The sequence below is a fragment of the Microbulbifer okhotskensis genome (assembly GCF_023895975.1).
Taxonomy (GTDB): Bacteria; Pseudomonadota; Gammaproteobacteria; order Pseudomonadales; family Cellvibrionaceae; genus Microbulbifer; species Microbulbifer okhotskensis.
This window is the reverse complement of sequence record NZ_JALBWM010000092.1, coordinates 1-16,624: the sequence shown is the minus strand read 5'-3', so window position 1 is coordinate 16,624 and position 16,624 is coordinate 1. Positions and strand designations below refer to the sequence as shown.

Genomic DNA, 16,624 nt, shown 5'->3' with positions numbered 1-16,624 from the left:
TAACCTGCTGATCTTTCTTCAACAGATTTTCTGCATCAGCAATAGCTGTATTGATGTCAATTTTATTCAGTGTCATCGACTGCTAGACAGGAGGTTTTAATTTTGCTCTATTGCCTCATGAATATATTTTTGGGGGAACTTTGTATTTAGTGCTGAATAATTACACTTAAACATACGTTTATGTAGGTGGCACACCCAAAACCCCAATAAAGAAATATTTGGGTGCACAAAGCAAAGTTCTTAAACTTTTACTTACGATGAGGCAAACTCAACAGGTCATACAGCATCAAAAATTTCTTTTGAAATATCTGGGATTTCATATTCAGAAATATCGCTGAGGCTTTCAACCCTTCTAAACAACCCTTCTTTAAGAGCCGAATCTACAATTTCACTGCCAGGCAGGGGGGCGACATACACAGGTTTCCCTAGTGCAACTGCCTCATACATACTTGTTGAATATACACCAATACAAATTTTAGCACTTTTTATTAAACTTAAAGTTTTACCAACGATGAACTCCACCCCACTTAGGCTCAGTTCTTCATAGCAAGAGTAATTGTCTGCACTTTCATCCGGGTGTAACGCAACAATAATCTTCTTATCCGGGTGATGCTTGGCCAATTTCGATGTAAATCTGGCTAACCTATCGCCGATCCTTGGTTGAGAGAGAATCAAGATATCACTATCAATATCTGAGGCTTCACCCTCACTCATAAGCCTAGGTAAATAGTGATACTCTTTATACGGAAAAGATTCATAACGCCAATATTTTGACCAAACATAGATGGCATCTGGGCAATAGTGTCTTCTATTTGTAAAACCATAGTTAGGATGCAATGGAGTAATCAATGCATACTGAACATCGTAAACTTTAACTCCGTTTATACGCGCAGCATGAACAATTCCTGAAGACCAATATGCGCTCGGGATTACCGTGCTCTTAACATCACGATCCCGGAAAAATTTATTCCAATAACTAAATTCTTTTTTAAATTTTAGCAGTCTTTGGTTAAACATCCCGGAAAAATCAAACCTAACACCAAATTCTTCCTCCAGAATACCCTCAACAAAATCCTCGCAGTATTTCTCACAAGCTCGTAAGGAAATTTTTTCAGAAACACGATCAAACTCTGATATTGGATAAACATTACTTTCTATATAGCTTTTTAAAGTATAACCATATGATTGCGGGTACTCAATTACCAGTGAACTTGCATCTTGAAGAGCAGCAGTCTTCTCATCTATATCTCCCTTTCTCGTAAATTCGAATATAACATTTTCAAAAGAGGGAGACTTGCTAATTTTTTTGGAGCCTGGATAGTGTTTCTTAAAGGATACTGGACGGGAAAAATGCTTACCCCACAACCCAAAAGCTTCAGCAAGCACTTCGAAAACAGATACTTTAACAAGTTCCCAAAGATATACACCATTAACATGGTAATTGAGTAGCATCTCGCTTTCTATGCTATCTAAGCGACTTAAAATTTCAGCAATGGTTAGCCTGGGGACATTAACAAGAAACTCTCTTCCGGAATTAAAGCTGAGCCTGATCGATTCAAACTCGCCTGTGACTGTCACATAATATTCATGTTTTCCGGCAGAGCTTTTGAAATTAACCTGATGCCGTATGAAGTCACCCCTTTCATTTGTTACCCCACGTAGGATCTCAAAACTTGGTAGTTTTATATTAAGCCCATCATAGGAAATCTTGCATTCCGAAAAAAGAATCTCAAATAAATCATCATTTTTTCCCGAAAGATACTCACGACTATCAAATTGTGGCAAAAATTCAACATTACCATTCATTTTAGTATTTAGAATGTAGTGTGGCTCGCCATTTGAGATAATCGAAAGTATATATTTTCTACTTGGCAATGCTAATTCGCTAAGGGGTCGAAACAGCTTCGCTTTCAAGACTCCATTTTTTATCTTACTCTTTCTTTTAAAGGTGCCTCTACTATCATAACTAAAGAGTTCTACACTTCCCCTCTCCTCTCCCAATTCAACTTCAATATAATCGAAAACATGACGATTGAAAATAGTCACCCTTTCATGCTTCTTTAATTTAGGCTTAACAATTGAGCTAATATTTCTAACCCAATCTGAGGCAAAGAAATTTTCTGCTCTATCTACACCAATTAGATCTTGGTATCTTCGTAGGATGCTGTCCTCAGAAAACTCTGAGTGAAACTTTTCCTTACACCTAGCACCATACTCCAATAATAAATTGGGGTTATTTTTCAACATGAGGATACATTTAGACATTTCTTCGATGTCCCCCCAAGGAACAACGTATCCATTGACCCCATCCTCAACAAAGTCCTTTGCGCCATACTTAAAATCATAAACCACTAATGGTATTCCCTGGCTGCCAGCCTCCATCATGATATATGGAAATCCTTCGCTAACAGAGGTCATAACTACCAAATCACAATTTTTGTATATTTCTGCTTCTGTACCGAGCCCGTTTAATATAATATTTTTAGACAACCCTTTATTCTCAATATATTTTCTTATATATTTTCCATAATCATTATTTACCCCCCCCCAAAGATGGAGTTCTAGATCATTGTGATCTTCGAGTAAACCCTCAATAGCCTTAATCGCATCAAGTTGATTCTTTCGAACCTGAAGACTTCCAACAATGCAAACAGCAAATTTATCTTTAACTTGCTCCCTTTCTATAAGTGCTGGGAGGTGAATATTTGGGATAAAAACTATCTGTTCAACAGGGAATCCTGAGACTCTCGACAAACCGGGAATCATAGCTTCAGAAACCACCTGTAAATAGTCAATTACCACTTTTGACTCAATGAGCAAGTCTAAATTGTGGACTTCTTCCTCATAGTTCCCATGAATTTGTAGAAGTGTTCTAGCCCTTAATTTAGCGTTACTACGATAGGCAAGCACCGACTGAAGCGGGTGGGTAAATATCACAGTATCAGAAGCACATAGGGACTCGAGTATTCCTCTTATTACGTGTAAATCATGCTTGCTAAAGGTAGCTGTTAGGAACTTTTGCTTTAAATTATATCCCTCTTCAAATTTATCTGTTGCATGAGCACCGCCATCGATATACATACTTTGAAGAGAATAGAGCTTCACTTTGTCTGAAAGTTCAAACTTTGGAGTGGCCTCACAAAACCCGCCATGCCTTCCGACTACATTAATTAAATGGACATCGTACCCATCTTTCGCCAGAGAATTAGCGGAATAAACCACAGATTTATCTAAACCAGATACACCACACAATAAATTACTAAAAAGTAAAACTGACACAAATAACCCTTACCAAAGCTATATAAATTTAATGTTTGGAAAATTTTTTAAAATATTTCCATGACTGAAAATCAAATGTTTACAGTCGGTAGTTAATCGGTCTTTATACTCATTTATCGCATAATCTGAAATACAAATAAGATCTAGGTTATTATCTCTCACATTTTTCACGTGCTTAGACATATACATTAACACAGAAGATGCTATTGAGACTATTTTCTTAGGGCGATAAGTCAAAATTAACTTTTCAGCAGGTACCTTTGCGTCCTGATCAAGAATAATACACTTTACCCCCGGGCATAATATATCGAAAACGCTCAGTAATTCACTCAGGAATCTCGGATCTTCCTTAGGATGTGGCTTTATAATAAAGGTGGTCTCACTTCCATCTTCTATAGAAAGTAGAGTCTCAACAATTATTTGAGAATATAACTTATAAGGTATTGGATACCTCTGCCCAAGAAAAAGGACCGCATTCTCGCTTTCATAGCTTTCAAAATCAAAACTCTCTAGAATGCTTGACTGTACAGAAAACTCTTCTGATTCATTAAAATGAAAAATTCTTTTCGCAAGACCCGGAAACTCTACGTAAACTGAATCAAAAGACTTGAAAAATGAGAAATAGGAGCTCGGGGCAGTCTTACAAAATTTCGCGATCCTCTCCTGAGCATACTCCGACTTATAAATGCTATGCAGGAACTTATAAATAAGAATTGGCAGCCTCACCAAATCTACAAAAATCCCCCTTATAAATTTCACTAAATCAAATATCGAAGTACCGTGAAAAACTTCAACAAAACTACGCTTTAAACTTCCATAAAATGTTGGCCTAGTCAAATACTCTTTCGGGCGCATAAGTTTATATGTTGCGGTACCTTCCTCTATAAGATTTATAGAGGCTCCAGAAGATCTCGCTATCGAACACAAAATTGCATAATGCCCCTCAAAAGAAAACACATAAAGACCTGATACACCGTTGGTCAATATAAGATTTCCATATATATTTGATGCAAGCTTCATGTTGCCAATACTGACTCTATTAAAATCATCTGGCAGTTCTAGAAACTCTAAGCTTCCCGGAAAATCCTCACTCGCAGCTCGCTTAATAGACGATGGAACATCATAATTTCTCTTAGTATAGAGAATTACAACTTTACAATCCGCCCAAGACTTTTTTTTTATTAGCGCCACAGCTTGATGGAACTGTAGTAAATGGCTAACAACGAACAATCTCATAGAACACTCACTTTAAGAGAGGCAAAATCGCCTTTCGTAAATTTTCATATGCATTTCCCGCAAGATTCGAATCAAATACTGGTGCACCCTCACCTAACTGCAACTCACTCCCTCTTAGAAGCTCTTCAATTTCAGAGAATAAACGAAATATGCCAGCACCCACAAAAACGGTATTTAAGAGTCTTTTTTTAATTCCAAAATCACTGACGCAAGCTACGTGCGCTATATTATTTGCTTGAATGAGTGCCGTCGATGATATGGAGACTACAACTTTGGAGCACTCGATCGCAACACTTACAGGAACCCTAGAAGTCCGTATTTTAGCCCTGAAAATTATATTAAATAGAGAAAGGAAAGATGCCACACCCTTTCCTTCGTGTATTGAAATCTCCGACCCAATACTTCTCGGCTGAACTGACACTCGATAGCCACTTTTCACCAAATATCGCAATTTCCTTAAAATATAAAAAATTTCACGATAAGAAAATATACCCTTCTGATCCACAAACAAAATATCATTTTCTATATATTTCGATTTCTTTTTCATTAAAGCTACAAATGAGTAACCATACAGGACTGGTTTAGAGGATATTTCAAAATCCCTCTTGAGCAAGTTAAATCGATTTAGATCACTCTTATTGTTTATCAACAAAATATCCACTTTTTTTCTAGCAAGCACCCCCTCATAAAAATCTTCACCCTGAACACCGGGAAAGCCTGTTATGAATATTTTATTGCTTACCCTCATGAACTCCTGATAACTCGCAGGGGAACCCCCAAAATAAACGACATCTACCTTTTCTATAACAGAAACAATGTCGTCATTAGATGTAGTTAACTTTTGATAAGTATCACTTTCAATTGGGGCCAGTTGTCTTGAAGAAAAATTTTTAGCATCTACGACATAGATATTAGACACAACACCTAACTTCAATAAATGCTTAAAAACAAGTGACGCTTGGGGGATATATGAATCACCCCAAATCAATATAGCTGATGATATCAAGCTCTCCTCCTGACACTACTGCTTGCTCTCTAAAAGATATTCAGCGTTAGCCATGTCGTGATCGCTATCAATATCTATACTTGAGTTTACATCCATTTCGAACACCCCTAAATGCCCAGTAAAAAAGCTCGCCTCTTCAATAAACAAGCCAACCTTCCCAAAGTACAGTGCACCATTTATACGAAATGCTCTTGGCAACTCTTGCCTGGGGGCCGACAACATAGACTTCTCAATTATTGGCTTAACGCCTCCATCTGCCTCTACAAGAGTCTTGAAAGGAGAATGATCACATTCAATAACAGAAACTAAAGAGTCGAATTCTCCATTCAGATATTTATTCCATGCCCCCCGAATGTGATTAGAAGTTCTGAGTGGCGAAGTGGGCTGAAGCAGACAATAATGTCCGACGCAGTCAAAGGCTCTTAGCGCATGCTCTACAGTATCTTCACTTCTTGCGGAATCCCCAGAGAGAGAAGCAGGGCGCCAAACAACTTTACCTCCTAACTCTTGCCCGATAGATGCAACTTGCTCACAATCAGTGCTGATAAGGACATTAGAAAAAACTCTAGATTCAATGGCGGCATTTACTGTATACCAAACCAGCGGTTTCCCATTAAGCAATCTAACATTTTTCCCAGGTAGTCCTTTAGAGCCTTTTCTTGCAGTGATGATTGCAGTGCAATTCTTATTCAAGCTTCCACCCTATCAATAAATAGTTTTTGAGGGCTCAACTCCCATAAATTTTTAGAAAGTAAAACCTCTATAAACTGTTGCGCACTATTACCGCTACCAAAGTAATCGGAAGCTTCTACTACATTTGTAGCAGGCATATCAAACAGACTCGACAGCTCATTTGTGATTTTATCTAAATCAAAATCACAGTTAATAATGGTATTATGCAGGTATCGAGAGTTCTGCCTGCTTCCCATATTAATCGTGGGAACCGCATAAGCGGGGGCCTCTCGAATTCCTGCGCTTGAATTCCCAATAATGACTTGAGCATTTTTTAAGAGAGTCAGGAATCTTTCAAATTTAATCGAAGGAAAAACCTTAAAATTGTCATCACCTTTAAATTGCTCATAGCAATCTAAAATGACCTGACTACCTTCATCATTATTCGGAAAGATCACTACAAATTTTTTATTTGATTTTTTAAGCGCCTCACACAATATCTGCGTATCTTGATAAATTGTATCTAGTGCTGTAGTCACAGGATGATAAAGCAATATCCCATATTGCTCGAACGGAATTTCATAACGAGATTTAACCTCCCCCAAAGAGGGCAGGCTTTTCGATTTCATAATATCAATATCAGGAGAACCTATTACAAAAACACTAGATTCATCTTCACCCATTTGAAGTAAGCGTGTTTTTGCCTCCTCATTTGCAACCATATGTAAATGTGATAATTTGGACACAGAGTGTCGAATTAGCTCATCAATAGTACCGGATCGCTCTCCTCCCTCCACGTGACAAACTAAAACATTATTAACACTTCCAGCAATGGCGCCTGCCAACGCTTCAACCCGATCACCGTGGACCACCAGCAAATCAGGTTTATTTTCGTGAATATAACGCGACAACCCCTTAATAGTATTTGCTAACACAACCTCCATTGGCTCCCCCAAATGTTGGTTGTAAAATACAAACGTATTTTCTGTAAATTCCTTTTTTACTTCGAGTTCAGTTTTCCCATACTTATTCAGGGTATGCATACCGGTGATGAAAATATGACACTCTAGCTCCTGAGCATCTTCAACGGCTCGCATCAGAGGCTTCAACTTCCCAAAGTCTGCTCGTGTTCCAGTTAGAAAAAGAATCTTCTTCATAATCTTATACAATATCCGCCCAGCTAAGCTGCTGCCCATTTTCAATCTTTCTTGATGCACGCCCTTTTAAGAGTTGTTCAAAATCCTTCGCCTTTATCTCACCAGTTCCAGGCCTTTTCACCCAAATATTATCCTTATTGAACTCTTCACCCTCCAGGATATCCTTTATTGCTACGACACTCGCAAAGGCAAAATCAATTGTTGGCTGTTCTTCTTGCGCGGCCTCTTTTTTTCCACCTAAGCATGAATGAATTTCACGTGACATCGTTATTAAAGATGCGCACTCGGATTCATCCATAGAGCAAACAATATCAGGCCCCTTTCTGTCCATGTGATCTGTGAAGTGCCTCTCCAAAACCGATGCTCCCAAAGCAACTGCACCTAAGCACGCACTATTACCAATACTGTGATCAGAAAGGCCAACTACTGCATCTGGAAAATGCTGCTGAAGTTCTTGCATACCACCTAGGCGGACAAGCGAATGAGGCGTTGGGTACACATTTGTACAGTGCAAAAGGGCATACGGTACTTTATATTTTTCAAAAATTTCAACAGCTGGACGTATACTCTCTATAGTATTCATGCCTGTACTGAGGATTATTGGTTTTCCAAACTTTGCTATATGCTCTACGAGAGGGTAGTTATTGCACTCCCCAGAGCCTATTTTATAAGCAGGCACATCCATTAACTCTAATGCATCGGCAGCAGCACGTGAAAAAGGAGTGCTAATGTAAATCATCCCTAGGGACTCAACATAACCTTTTAGCTCCTTCTCTTCATCAATAGATAGGGCGCACTCCTCCATTATTTCGTAAATAGAAACATCTGCATTTCCAGGAATGACTTTCTTCGCTTCAGCACTCATTTCATCCTCTACAACATGAGTCTGATGCTTCACTACTTCGACACCGGCCCGCTTTGCAGCATCGGCCATTTCCTTTGCAACATGGAGACTGCCCCCATGGTTAATGCCAATTTCTGCAATCACCAAGGGAGCGTATTCGGGACCTACTTTTCGGCCTGAAATCTCAAAAAATGACATGTTAACTCCTTATTTGTTAGTTTGTATGCCAGCCTAGTTTGCTGCGGCATGTCTCATAAAAGTTATGATCTAACGGGTGTATTAATGTAAGCCTATGTGGTTTTTTATGAATACGAATAATATCCCCAGGCTCGGTAATTATCTGATCATGCCCATCACAAGTAACATAAGGCTTAGCGATATTTTGCTTCCCCACAATTAACTTAAACTCACTACTGCCCTCAACTACGATTGGGCGACTGCTAAGAGTGTGTGGATTTAAGGGAACCAACACTATTGCATCTAATTTTGGGTGCATAATTGGCCCTCCACCTGAGAGCGCGTATGCAGTGGATCCTGTGGGCGTCGAAATAATTAAACCGTCTGACCGCTGTGTATAAACAAACTGGCCGTCAATATAAAGGTCAAATTCTATCATCCGTATGAATTCACCCGGGTGCAATACCACATCATTAAGAGCCGTTCCCTTGCCTACAGGTTTCCCATCGCGCGTAACGGACATATCCAGCAAAAAACGGCTCTCAGCCATATACTTACCAGACAATACCTCGCCAACCTTGTACTCAACTTGTTCCGGTGTAATGTCTGTAAGAAAGCCAAGACGCCCCCGGTTAATACCCAAAAGGGGGACACTAAAACGAGCTAAGGCTCTCGCAGCTCCCAAGAGACTACCATCGCCACCCACAACAATAACTAGATCACACAGTTCTCCAAGCTTTTCCCTTGTGGAGATGCAAGTATTATGCTCGGAGACTGAAGTAGCAGTTTCTTTTTCCAAAACAACGGTATAACCCTGCCCCTCCAGGTAAGACATCAGGCGCTTTAGGGAGATGACCGTACTCTCACTTTCAGTACGACCAATAAGTCCTATATTTTGAAACTCTGACACGTCTCCCCCGCTTGATCTTCAACTACTGCCTCTGAGACAAAGGCTTTGTATCCGCCCATTCTCAAAATCTTTGAGCACAATTGCTAGTACTCAGCACTATTATGCCGGAGACCTGAAGATGAGTCGAACCCCGATAAATTGATGAAATAAAACCTTCCAGCACCACAAGCAACAGCCCCTCAATTAAGGCCTCGCCGTCCCTGGAGACCGCCAGAATGTACTACCAATATTCTCTTGCTCTCCTTGAAGTGTTTGACTTTTGCGTAAGCCGATAATGCAAATAACAGCTTACTTGTATAGATTGGATCAATAGGTATTCCGGTTTCGACTTCGAATCCACACTGAAATCGCCGAAGTTCATCTGAATACTTTGCATATCCACCTCCATGGAAGCCTTTGAGCAGGCATACCACACCACCAGCCATTTCATCACTGGTAAAAATATCAGGGTCAACGCGAACCCTATCATTGGTCAATCGGGTCTTCAGTAGACTTAACCACGTACATACTCCAGATACCACGCTATCACCAGCCTTTAACACCTCCACACCCACTACAAGGGGCCCATTCAGACCAGCAGCCAACCCAGCAAAAGTAGCCCCAGTACCACAAGCCGTCCAAACCTGATCAAATTTGACTGGAGCACTCTTGCCAATCACTTCCCCCAGTAACTGAGCTCCCCGTACTCCCGCCAAATTTGACCCGCCTTCAGGCACAAACAGAGATGAATCCTCCTCTACCTCCACCTCACTTAGAAATTCCACCTCGCTTCTGCGCCGATACTGTGCCCTATTTACAAAAACCAACTTCATCCCGAAGCGCTCTGCATCCCGCAGCGTGGCGCTCAAGCTAGATGGGCGTTGTCCGCGAATAATTCCGACCGTATTGAAGCCAAATCGCGCCCCAGCAGCTGCCGTCGCATGGATATGATTGGACCAAGCGCCGCCACAAGTAACTACGGTCTCTATCTGACGCTCCTTAGCCTCAACGAGACTATAAAGAAGCTTGTATGCCTTGTTGCCAGAAATTAAAGGGTCTAGCAGGTCATCTCTGCGCACCCAAACCTCAATCCCAGGAAACAGATCACTATGTAATTGCTCATAAGGAACATTCATTGCCGCAGTAGTAAACGCCTGTACATCCAACTTATCTAAAAATCCCGAGAACATCCTTCGTAAACCACCACGAGAAACAACTTTGATTCAGGCAAGATATCAGATTAGGCAGCTCAAATCAGAGACCCCATCAGACTAACCTCCCAATACAACCACTGAACCCCACAGTCAAAGAGCAAGGTATTCTGGGAGGGGGACTAGAAATGAACTCCGCCCTGAGAAATCAAGAGAAATTTCGGGATAAACCTCACCCCAAATGAGATGCAACAGGCTGTTAATGAAGAAAAAATTACTTTTTATATGTACAACATGGAAATGCGGACTTCCATCACTAATCGCCGCTTATAACACCCATGCATACCTTCTTCACAAATCATGCAGCCGACTCGCCTGCAGACCCTGAAAACTAAGACAGAGGAAATGTAGTGGGCGAGCCACCAGTCAAAAATTTGAAACGAAGGGGTCGGCCGAAAGATAATCTTACTGAACCCACAAGCCAGATAGGTAGGCAGGGCAGACAAAAACCAGACACAAAAAAGCCCTCACATTTGAGGGCTTTTTTGTGTCTGGCGGACCGGACGGGACTCGAACCCGCGACCTCCGGCGTGACAGGCCGGCATTCTAACCAACTGAACTACCGGTCCTCGGCAGTAAACTTCCCGGTGGGAAGTTGGTGGGTGGTACAGGGGTCGAACCTGTGACCTACGGCTTGTAAGGCCGTCGCTCTCCCAACTGAGCTAACCACCCGTTGCTCTTTTTCGTAGAGGCCGTGCCTCCTTGAGCGAGGCGCATAGTACCGGATTGTGATCCCCTGTCAACAATTTCCGCGCCAAAAATTTATTTTGCTTAATTTTCATCCGATTCGTCCGGCAAAGATACTGGCACCCCCATCATTTCTGACTCATCCGCGCTTGCGCCCTGGAGCTCTTTTCCCTGGCGGTAGTCAGGATCAAGTAAATGCCCTGCAATTTTTACCGGGATCTCCCTCGGAATCAGCCGCTCTTTCGGTCGCGCCAAGTCCTGTTCGTTGTAATTACAGACACCAGACGGGAAGATCCTCTTTAAGTCGCCAATTCGGCTTGAGATTTCTTCAGTGAAAGGACCATATATACTTTTAGCCAAGGCCCTCTCCACCGGCTGCAATGCACACTTAAAAATATCGTCGGTGACAGGCGCGCCGGCAATCTGGCGAGGGGTGCTATGTATTGGGTAGGCTCTCATGCACTTCCCTGGCGCCTGGCTATTCCATGAACCATCCCAAACTTTAGCGCCCGCTGCCAGTAAATTGCCGTCACTGTCAAAACAGCGATCGGTGGCATCATCCGGGCGATTGGTGACAACACCTCTAGCTGGATTTTCGATGATGCTCTGCATCCAGCGGTCTATTAGATCCAGAGCCTCTGTCAGCGGGTTATAGGCTTTGTGACTCATCCATATCAATTGATTGTCAGCATGCCCTCGTGTACGGCGAATACGCTCCCGCGCAGAAAATGAGGCTGAGCTATGATGCATGTCAGGTTCTTTATCGAGGTAATGCCGCACATCAATGATCGGGATTTCAACATCGCCCAAAAAAACATGACCGGAGCGGTAAATTCCGTTGATAGCTTCCAGATTCGCCCGGCTACGCTTTGCCGGATTTTGCAAGTTGCCCATATTGAGATTTTGCTCACTCCAAAGTGATAGGCGAACAGGGAAAAAACCACCATTTAAAAACCACAATTGCTCCTGGCTTTGATTTTCTGGCGCCTTCCAGCCTCCAACGGCAGCATTTAGCCGTAAAAAGGTGTCGATACTTATCTCCCCCTTAACAAGGGCCTTTAGACCATACTGTACACCTTCATTATCCCAAGAACTGTTCGCATAACCCGAAGCATTTGCCCCATAGAATTGACGAAGATCCTCCCAATGTGTCCAGTGCACTTTGGGAACAATTTCTGATGCAAAACTTTTTGCAAAATGAACAAAGTTTGGATTATTTACCAGTGGGACCAAACCTCGCCACCCTTCGACGCACTCGGTAGCTCCCTTGACCCTATGGCGGTAGCGGCTATCGAAAATTCCCGCAAACAGGCTTAACATTTTGAACTTACTAGCAGCACCTTCGCTTGCCGCAAGTCCCTGGATAACTGAACGTTCCTCGGCCTTAACCCAGCGCTTATTATCTTTATCCACAATATCGAAGAAGTACTCGAGGGGTTCACAGTCAAAGGCATAAATTGTCTGTGAGACCATATCGGGATAGGAGTAGAGTGGTATAGCTGCATCAAGTAGGCCTGGCGCATTCTGGGCAAATAGATATTGCTGAATGGCACCGCCAGAACCACCGATTCCCACCGTGTACATCGGCTCACCATAAAGCGACTCAAACTGCCTTTTCACTCGCCGGGCAGAGTCTTCTGCCAACCACATATTGTAATGATTTCTAGTCTGATTTGCGGTGGAGTAGACAACGGCATAGCCGCGTGCAAGCTCATCCACTCTGCGGGTAGTGACATCACCCTTGCTTACCTTACCCTGGCGCCCACCAATTCCCACACCGCCACGAAACTGATAGATCAAACGCCGATTCCAATTGCTTCCATTCGGCTTATCTGCCGATTCGCCCTCGCCCCTTAAGGCTGCTATTGCATAAAAGAAACGATTGATAGTACCTGTCTCGACACGAACGATAAAATCTACCGGCCGCCCATTAACCGTTACCTTATCGATGTCATTTCTGGCTTCATGCATGTAGTGAAATTGGCCATCTAGGGTGCTGCGATAAAAATAAGTGACTTCCGTAGGGTGGCTACAGTCACGACTATATCCGATCACCTCTTTTGTCTTGCTGCCTTTATCATTAAGGGCAAATACAGGCACCCCCTCACCTTTCTGGTTATCTACTAAAGGCTGCTTATCCGTAATGGAGTTTTTTCCACAATACAACGGGTACCTGGAGGGCCCACTAAAAAGGGTCTCTACAGGACCCACCTCCCCTATCCCGACAGGAAAGGGGAAATATTCCGGGGGGCGAGACATCATTCTTGGGTGAGGCCCGGTATAAGCCGGAGTCATCTTGTAGTCCAGGACACCTTCCGGAACACCTAGTACCGGAGCCTCTACGGTCCCATGGACTTTTGGCAGCTGGCTATATCCATACCAAGTAGCCGTACCCAGCCCCGCTACAACCAAGAGAAATATAGAGAGAATCCAAGCTCTCCTAACTGACATAAGCGCCTCCACAGAGCCAACATTGTTATCTGTACTGCTTGAGTATATGAAGGGATGTGCCGGGCAACTGGTAGTTGGCGTCAGGGGAGACTTAAAGGGGAAGGACTTGTTGAGTGTTGCGCAAATATCCCTGGATGCTCCAGAAATAAAAAAGGAAGCCTTACGGCTTCCCTTACCTAAATAGCATTGCCGCCTAATCTTTGGCGATAACACCTCTCTCCTGAAGCGTAGCAATAATGACCGCCACCTCTTCTTCAAGAGTCATTTCTGCTGTATTCAAATGCAGCTCAGGGGATACAGGTGCCTCATAGGGGTCGTCAATACCCGTAAAGCCTTTGATTTCACCGGCGCGAGCCTTCTTGTACAAGCCCTTAGGGTCTCGTGCTTCAGCTTCTTTCAAAGGGCAATCAACAAACACCTCCATGTACGGAAGATCGCCAGCCTCATGCATCTTTCTAACCGTCTCGCGATCTTCGCGGTAAGGACTAATAAAGCTTGAAAGGACTACGATACCCGTATCAGCGAACAACTTGGAAATTTCGCCCACACGGCGGATATTCTCTTGGCGGTCTTCTGCGGAGAAACCCAGATTCGAATTGATACCCAAGCGAATATTGTCGCCATCAAGGCGATAGCTCAGCACACCACGTGCGGCCAAGGCCTTCTCAACAGCAACGGCCACGGTGCTTTTTCCAGACCCAGACAAGCCAGTGAACCAAAGGGTCACCCCTTTGTGCCCGAGGATACTCGCTCTATTCTCGCGGATTACATCACCCTCATGCCAATGTACATTGGTCGCTTTTTGTTCAACTGTAGTCGTCACCGATCACTCCAAGTCTTGAATACAATTCCTAAAGCCGCAGGCCGACATACATACTGAGTACCAAGTACAGCCTGTGGTATGGGCGCCAATTATCGGGTATTTTACTAGTAAGCGTAAAGTCCTCTGTTATAGCGTGTTAATCAGTTCTAGAATCCCGACGATATAAACACAGACAAACCACCTACCTATTAGTGCCGCCTAAGACAAAACAAATTAACTATTAACCGGTCCCGGAGAGGAAAAAAACCTGAAATAGAAAAGTAATAGTCCCCAATACCTACCTATGCCGGCTGTCGCAAGGTAATCAAATCTCGTCGCCATAGTGAGTAACGAATTCAGTCAACCAACCCTCCCCCCCTAACTGGGCCATTAGTTGAATGTGGAGTCCATATTGATCCTACCCGTTAACGATGGACACACTTGAGCAACAAACGACTCAGTAGGAGTGCCCCACCGAAAAGTACTCCTTGAAATGCTCGGTACGCCCTCCGCCCCATCAGTAGCACAACTACTTTATATATAAGGCGTCGAAATATTTTCACACCAAACACTCGGCTTCATAACTCCCGAAATACTCCGAATACCAACAATACGAATCATGCATTCTTCAACCACTTAACGCTCTCCAGCATTCTCCAGCGCCTCATAAATACGTTCAGGGTAATCACCTATAATGCCATCTACCCCCAATGAAATGCTGCGCTCAATATCATTTACAGTATTAACGGTCCACAGATCGACCTTTACCCCCTTTTTTTGAAAAAAACGCACGTAGGGTTTGGTTGTAATACTATATGGTAGCTGAGCAACATCAAACTTAGGCTTGAACGCCCAACCAAAACCTGAACTCCAGGCAAGGCTAGCCTCGATAAGCTCACCTATGGTTGCGCTAGTCTTTACTTCTCCTTGGCTAATATCGCGAAAATGATTCATAGCTTTGCTATGCTGGCTCGCAACGGTAACTTGCTGCTCCATCCGATAGTCTACAATAAGCTGCCAAAGAATCTCTGAGAGCGCTTTATCATTGGGTTTGATTTCCACATTGAATATAGTATTAGGGTGGCGCTCAAACAGCTCATTCAGTGTTATCAAAGTTAGCCCCTGATTTCGAAAGGGATAACTATCACCGTTATCTAGAGTGAACTCGTGCCCTGCATCCATCGCTTTAATTTCACTCAGTGTCAACTCTTTAATTTTGTCAGACACACCAACATTGTCTTTGAGATCTGCGTCGTGATTAATAATAATGTGTTGATCTTCCGACAAATGTACATCCAGCTCCAGAATATCAGCTCCCTGCTGTAATGCCACATCAAACGCCAAAGCTGTACCCTGAGGATACTCACCGGATGCCCCTCTATGGGCAAGAATATCAATAGCCAGAGCAGGAGTATAGCAACCGACAAAAATAGCAGAACAAATAAAAACTTTTTGGATGATTTTCATTTATAGATTTCCTGTATTATGAAGAGGTAAACCACTACACGGACCACAGCAAATCGATAATTTATCCTATTCAAGCCGTACCTCACAACAAGACGGCTTCAATTATATTCTACCTACGAATGCCAACCTGAGCTCTGACATCTCCCGACCCCACATTGCTGAATCAATCAAGCTAAATGTAAGGGCACTCACATCAGGCCTAGCAAATCCAGTGGAAATATTATGCGATCTTTTTCCATCAATACTTACAGCACACTGAAAATATCTGCGAAAAAAGAACTCCGCCCCCAACAAGAGCAGCGGAAGTAACTCAACACCCCGACTGATCAGGAATAACCTGATCAATCAACGACTGGACAATAGTCAACCAGACAGCCGTGTACTCACAGGTATATCACCAACAAAGCATACTTAGACACAAGAATATCTGGCGGAGTAATACACGAAATATAAACACAGACTGGTTAAGCTGCCGTACATGATTAGCATGCTTACATATACATGCATGGCAGGGCTTAATGCAACCATCAAAGAAAACCTACCCTTGCCAACAGACACTTTAACCGCGACCCGGCACCATCAGCCTACTGCAACTTTCAGGACTGCCCGGAAAGCAGCCCAATTTAAGAAAATGGAGAACCCAATGAAAAGATACGCAATGTTTTTCGGTACATACAATCTGCAAATGGGTGGTATCAATACTTCGGACAGTTTTAGGGGGCGAAATAGGTAGGAACCACGGCCAG

The 16,624-nt window shown here is 42.9% G+C and carries 11 protein-coding genes and 2 tRNA genes; all 13 read right to left on the bottom strand.

Annotated elements, in window-relative coordinates; genetic code table 11:
• Window positions 1-276 precede the first annotated feature (276 nt).
• Window positions 277-3,279, bottom strand: coding sequence for a glycosyltransferase (locus MO867_RS16500; RefSeq protein WP_252471122.1), 3,003 nt, complete (start codon window positions 3,277-3,279; stop codon window positions 277-279).
• 18 nt (window positions 3,280-3,297) lie between these two features.
• A complete protein-coding gene (locus tag MO867_RS16495) occupies window positions 3,298-4,515 on the bottom strand; it encodes an alpha-2,8-polysialyltransferase family protein (RefSeq protein ID WP_252471120.1) in 1,218 nt (405 codons plus the stop codon).
• A 7-nt stretch (window positions 4,516-4,522) separates the two neighbouring features.
• On the bottom strand, window positions 4,523-5,521 hold the full coding sequence (locus MO867_RS16490; protein ID WP_252471118.1) for a DUF6716 putative glycosyltransferase: 999 nt from the start codon (window positions 5,519-5,521) through the stop codon (window positions 4,523-4,525).
• Window positions 5,522-5,536: 15 nt separating this feature from the next.
• Window positions 5,537-6,214 (bottom strand): acylneuraminate cytidylyltransferase family protein, encoded by a 678-nt coding sequence (locus MO867_RS16485; protein WP_252471116.1) that lies wholly within the window; start codon window positions 6,212-6,214, stop codon window positions 5,537-5,539.
• Window positions 6,211-7,389, bottom strand: a complete 1,179-nt coding sequence (gene neuC / locus MO867_RS16480) for a UDP-N-acetylglucosamine 2-epimerase (protein WP_252471114.1) — start codon at window positions 7,387-7,389, stop codon at window positions 6,211-6,213. Before neuC ends, MO867_RS16485 begins: the two co-directional genes overlap by 4 nt.
• Window positions 7,355-8,392: an N-acetylneuraminate synthase family protein gene (locus MO867_RS16475; RefSeq protein ID WP_252471112.1), complete on the bottom strand. Its 1,038-nt coding sequence runs from the start codon at window positions 8,390-8,392 to the stop codon at window positions 7,355-7,357. Before MO867_RS16475 ends, neuC begins: the two co-directional genes overlap by 35 nt.
• A gap of 16 nt (window positions 8,393-8,408) precedes the next feature.
• Window positions 8,409-9,281 (bottom strand): NAD(+) kinase, encoded by an 873-nt coding sequence (locus MO867_RS16470; RefSeq protein WP_252471110.1) that lies wholly within the window; start codon window positions 9,279-9,281, stop codon window positions 8,409-8,411.
• Between the two features lie 179 nt (window positions 9,282-9,460).
• Complete coding sequence (locus MO867_RS16465) at window positions 9,461-10,450, bottom strand: 1-aminocyclopropane-1-carboxylate deaminase/D-cysteine desulfhydrase (protein WP_252471108.1); 990 nt, start codon at window positions 10,448-10,450, stop codon at window positions 9,461-9,463.
• 513 nt (window positions 10,451-10,963) lie between these two features.
• A tRNA-Asp gene (locus tag MO867_RS16460) sits at window positions 10,964-11,040 on the bottom strand.
• A 27-nt stretch (window positions 11,041-11,067) separates the two neighbouring features.
• Window positions 11,068-11,143: transfer RNA gene (locus MO867_RS16455), tRNA-Val, on the bottom strand.
• A 99-nt stretch (window positions 11,144-11,242) separates the two neighbouring features.
• Window positions 11,243-13,609 (bottom strand): DUF6351 family protein, encoded by a 2,367-nt coding sequence (locus tag MO867_RS16450; RefSeq protein ID WP_252471106.1) that lies wholly within the window; start codon window positions 13,607-13,609, stop codon window positions 11,243-11,245.
• 193 nt (window positions 13,610-13,802) lie between these two features.
• The gene (gene cysC / locus MO867_RS16445) at window positions 13,803-14,432 is read right to left on the bottom strand and encodes an adenylyl-sulfate kinase (RefSeq protein ID WP_252471104.1); all 630 of its coding nucleotides are present in this window, start codon (window positions 14,430-14,432) and stop codon (window positions 13,803-13,805) included.
• Between the two features lie 615 nt (window positions 14,433-15,047).
• Entirely contained in the window at window positions 15,048-15,878 is an 831-nt protein-coding gene (locus MO867_RS16440; protein ID WP_252471101.1) for a glycerophosphodiester phosphodiesterase family protein, read from the bottom strand.
• Window positions 15,879-16,624 lie beyond the last annotated feature (746 nt).